The sequence below is a fragment of the Clostridium tarantellae genome (assembly GCF_009295725.1).
Lineage (GTDB): Bacteria > Bacillota > Clostridia > Clostridiales > Clostridiaceae > Sarcina > Sarcina tarantellae.
On sequence record NZ_WHJC01000351.1, the window covers coordinates 1 to 3,177 of the forward strand.

The 3,177-nt window shown below is 23.5% G+C and carries 4 protein-coding genes; 1 reads left to right on the forward strand and 3 read right to left on the reverse strand.

All coding sequences use genetic code 11. The features are described 5' to 3' along the window. Positions 1-228: 228 nt before the first annotated feature. Positions 229-867: a CRISPR-associated endonuclease Cas6 gene (locus GBZ86_RS14235; protein ID WP_152891756.1), complete on the reverse strand. Its 639-nt coding sequence runs from the start codon at positions 865-867 to the stop codon at positions 229-231. 283 nt (positions 868-1,150) lie between these two features. Beyond that, positions 1,151-2,398, reverse strand: a complete 1,248-nt coding sequence (locus GBZ86_RS14240; protein ID WP_152891758.1) for a carbohydrate-binding protein — start codon at positions 2,396-2,398, stop codon at positions 1,151-1,153. Positions 2,399-2,567: 169 nt separating this feature from the next. On the opposite strand from GBZ86_RS14240, the gene GBZ86_RS14245 reads away from it, so the two are divergent. After that, entirely contained in the window at positions 2,568-2,864 is a 297-nt protein-coding gene (locus tag GBZ86_RS14245; RefSeq protein WP_152891760.1) for a hypothetical protein, read from the forward strand. A gap of 92 nt (positions 2,865-2,956) precedes the next feature. Here the strand turns inward: GBZ86_RS14245 and GBZ86_RS14250 are convergent, their stop codons facing one another. Next, positions 2,957-3,145 (reverse strand): ferredoxin, encoded by a 189-nt coding sequence (locus GBZ86_RS14250; protein ID WP_152891762.1) that lies wholly within the window; start codon positions 3,143-3,145, stop codon positions 2,957-2,959. Positions 3,146-3,177 lie beyond the last annotated feature (32 nt).

The following is a 3,177-nucleotide window of genomic DNA, read 5'->3' on the forward strand; positions in this document are numbered from 1 at the left end:
ATATTTTTAAAATCTTCTCATAGAAGGTCTTTTTGTTGTACCTAAAAATAATCTTTGATAGTTTTTAAAAATAATATTTTCAAAATAATATCTAACCTATTTTTTCATATTAAACTTTACACTATCTAATGTATAACAATTGTAAAATAAAAAATGTGCAAAAAATTAGTGAAAAAATTTGTTATAATTAAAAATCCACACTATAATTAACATAGTGTGGATTTTTAATTAGATTTTTTCTACTACACCATAACCAATGCTTTTTCTTTTCCCTAGAGCTAATCCATTAGGAATGTCCACATTGGTAACAAATTCACCATAAAAGATAGTGTAATCAATATCTTTTAAAGTAATGTTTTTAGGTTGAAAATCTCCATTAACAAGTATTTCTTTATTTAAAGTTATACCTAATCCTTTAAAATTAGATAATAAATTATTTTTAAGCACTTCATTTAAATCTAAAGTATTATTTAAATATTTTTCATAATTTTTTTCACATAAAGCAATCCAAGGAGTTTTAAATTTATATTTAAATAAAGAATCTTTAACTGAAAAATCTTCATTTTTAACACTATAATTTATTTCTTTAATTTCATAGATTGCATTTTCTAAATTAATATTTTTTAGATGAAAAATTTTGTTTATTAATTCATTTTTATTATGTAAATTAGGCATTAGAATAATACCTAAATTTCCGTTATCAAATAATCTGTATTGTATTTTAGGAAAATTAAAAGAACGCTTATCTTTATGATTACGAAAATTAATATTATCCTTAAAAGTACTACTAAAGAATCCTTTAAACCTTTCTATATCTCTTTCGTTACAAATTCTATCTATATTAAATTCAAAAACAATAAACTCCATAATTACCTCCTTATATGAATTTTACAACACTTTTACAGGAGATAAAACCCAAACATAAACATATTTACTAGTTATATAAAATTATTTTAACAATAAATAAAAACTTATTTTGCTAAATAGAATAAATAATTATATAAAAAACATTGTTATTCATTAAAAAAGTATAAAAAAATAATATATGTTTAAAAGAAAAAATATGTGTCAATAATATAAGTATAATAAACCCTACCCCCAACCTAAAAACCACACTATAAATATTTTAGTGTGGTTTTATTTTTAATATTTAATTATAAAGTCTAATAGTGTTTTTACCTGAGATTAAAGGTATTTGTATAACCTTAATTTTTTCATCAGCCACATTAAGAGATGCTGTTTTATCAAAAGTATAAGTAATTCCAGTATTTACACCATTAATATCTATTTTAAGTTGTTTATTTTCATCAGCTACATAGTGTATAGCAAAGTCATATATTCCTTTAGCTTGTATATCTATATTTAGTACTATTTCATTACCATCATTACTATTTATTCCCTCTATAAAATCACCATTTAGTATTGAGGATCCTATCAATGTAATACTCGAAGAAATTTTATTTTTAAAAGGTTCAATAGTAAAGTGTCCTAAGTGTGGAGCATAATCTACTGATTGATTGTAAAATTTTATTTCATTTATTCCTTTTTTTAAAAGTACATTTATTTTAAAAATTTCTACATCATTTAAACTCCAACTTTTTGTTGGTGGTAATATAAATGCCATTGTATTTTTATCTTCATTTATTTGAATTTTTAAGGGTCTACCTTTATCTCCACTTAAATATTTAATACCTAGAGTATATAGATTAAATGTATCTACATTTACTAACATAGTTGAACTTCCCTCATTCATTCCTCCTATATTCATTACAAAATTAGTAGAGTTATCTAAACTAGCTCCATTATTTAAGTTTCCTACTGCTAAATCATAAGTTATTAAAGTGTTGTCTTTATAGGAAGTAGAATTATCATAAGGATTTTTAGGGTAAGGGGGTGTAATTGGTATTAAATCTGGTTCAGTGGGCATGGGGGTTGGTTGTATTGCTGGAAAAGTATTTGGAACTATATTAACAGTAATATTACCTATATCTGGAGAGAAATTTTTGGCATAGGAATAAAACTTAACTTTATTTTTGCCAGAAGTTAATTGCAACATTATTTTAAGTTTTTTAGAATCTTTTGAGTTTAAACTTTCAGTTACTTGTGCGCTATAAACCATATCTGTATTTTTACCATTAACATCTACTTTAAAAACACTATTGGTAATAGAAACATAGTTAATTTCAAATTCATAAGCTCCAAAAGGAAAGCCTTTAGTATCCACATCTACTTCTATAGTTACAGAAGCACCTGGTGGCAATTTTACAAATCCAGATAAAGAATCAACGAAAGCACCAATTTCTAATAGTCCTTTTGAAGCAGGATATACTCCAACAAGAATAGGGTAACTTTCAGTCATACGTCCTTGTGGGAAAAAATTATAATTATTTTTATTCATAGAATACCTCGTAAAGAATAATATTTATATACTTATAGTATTCTTTTTTAAATTTTTAGTGTGTAAGAAACTTTAAAAATTAATAAATTAGTTAACATTCTGTTACCAAAATTTATAATTTTAAAATATAATTAAAAGGTTCACTAAAGAAAAGGAGATTTAAAAATAGATGAATTTTGAAAAGAATAAAAAGTTAAATTTTTGTAAAATATTAAAGGCTTTAAGTGGTAGTATAGTTGTTATTTTTGCTTGTCTTAATATTATTAAAAACATTAAAATACCAGGGGTAATAATGATTTCATTAGGAGTATTGTTTTTATCATCAGGTATAGAGGAGTTTTTTAGATTCAAAGAAAATAAAAATAAAATGTGTATAATTTTTACTGCAGTGTATACATATTTGTTTATATTAGGACTATATACAGGTGGAAAAGAAATACTTGCTTATTATCAATATTATATTTAATAAGTTAAGTCATAATTAATTTATTAATATAAAAAAATTATCAGTTTTCTAATATTTTAAAATTTAATAATATTAGAAAACTGATAATTTCATTATTCTATTGTTATAGCACCTACTGGACAATTAGTGGATGCTTCTACGGCATTATCTTCAAATTCTTTAGGAATATCTTCTGAAATAGCTTGTGATTTTCCATCATCTCCAATTGAGAAAACTTCTGGGCAAGTACTTTCACATAAGCCACAACCTATACATAAATCTTTATCAACTACTGCTTTCATAGTATCACTCCTTAAAATATATTATTATACAT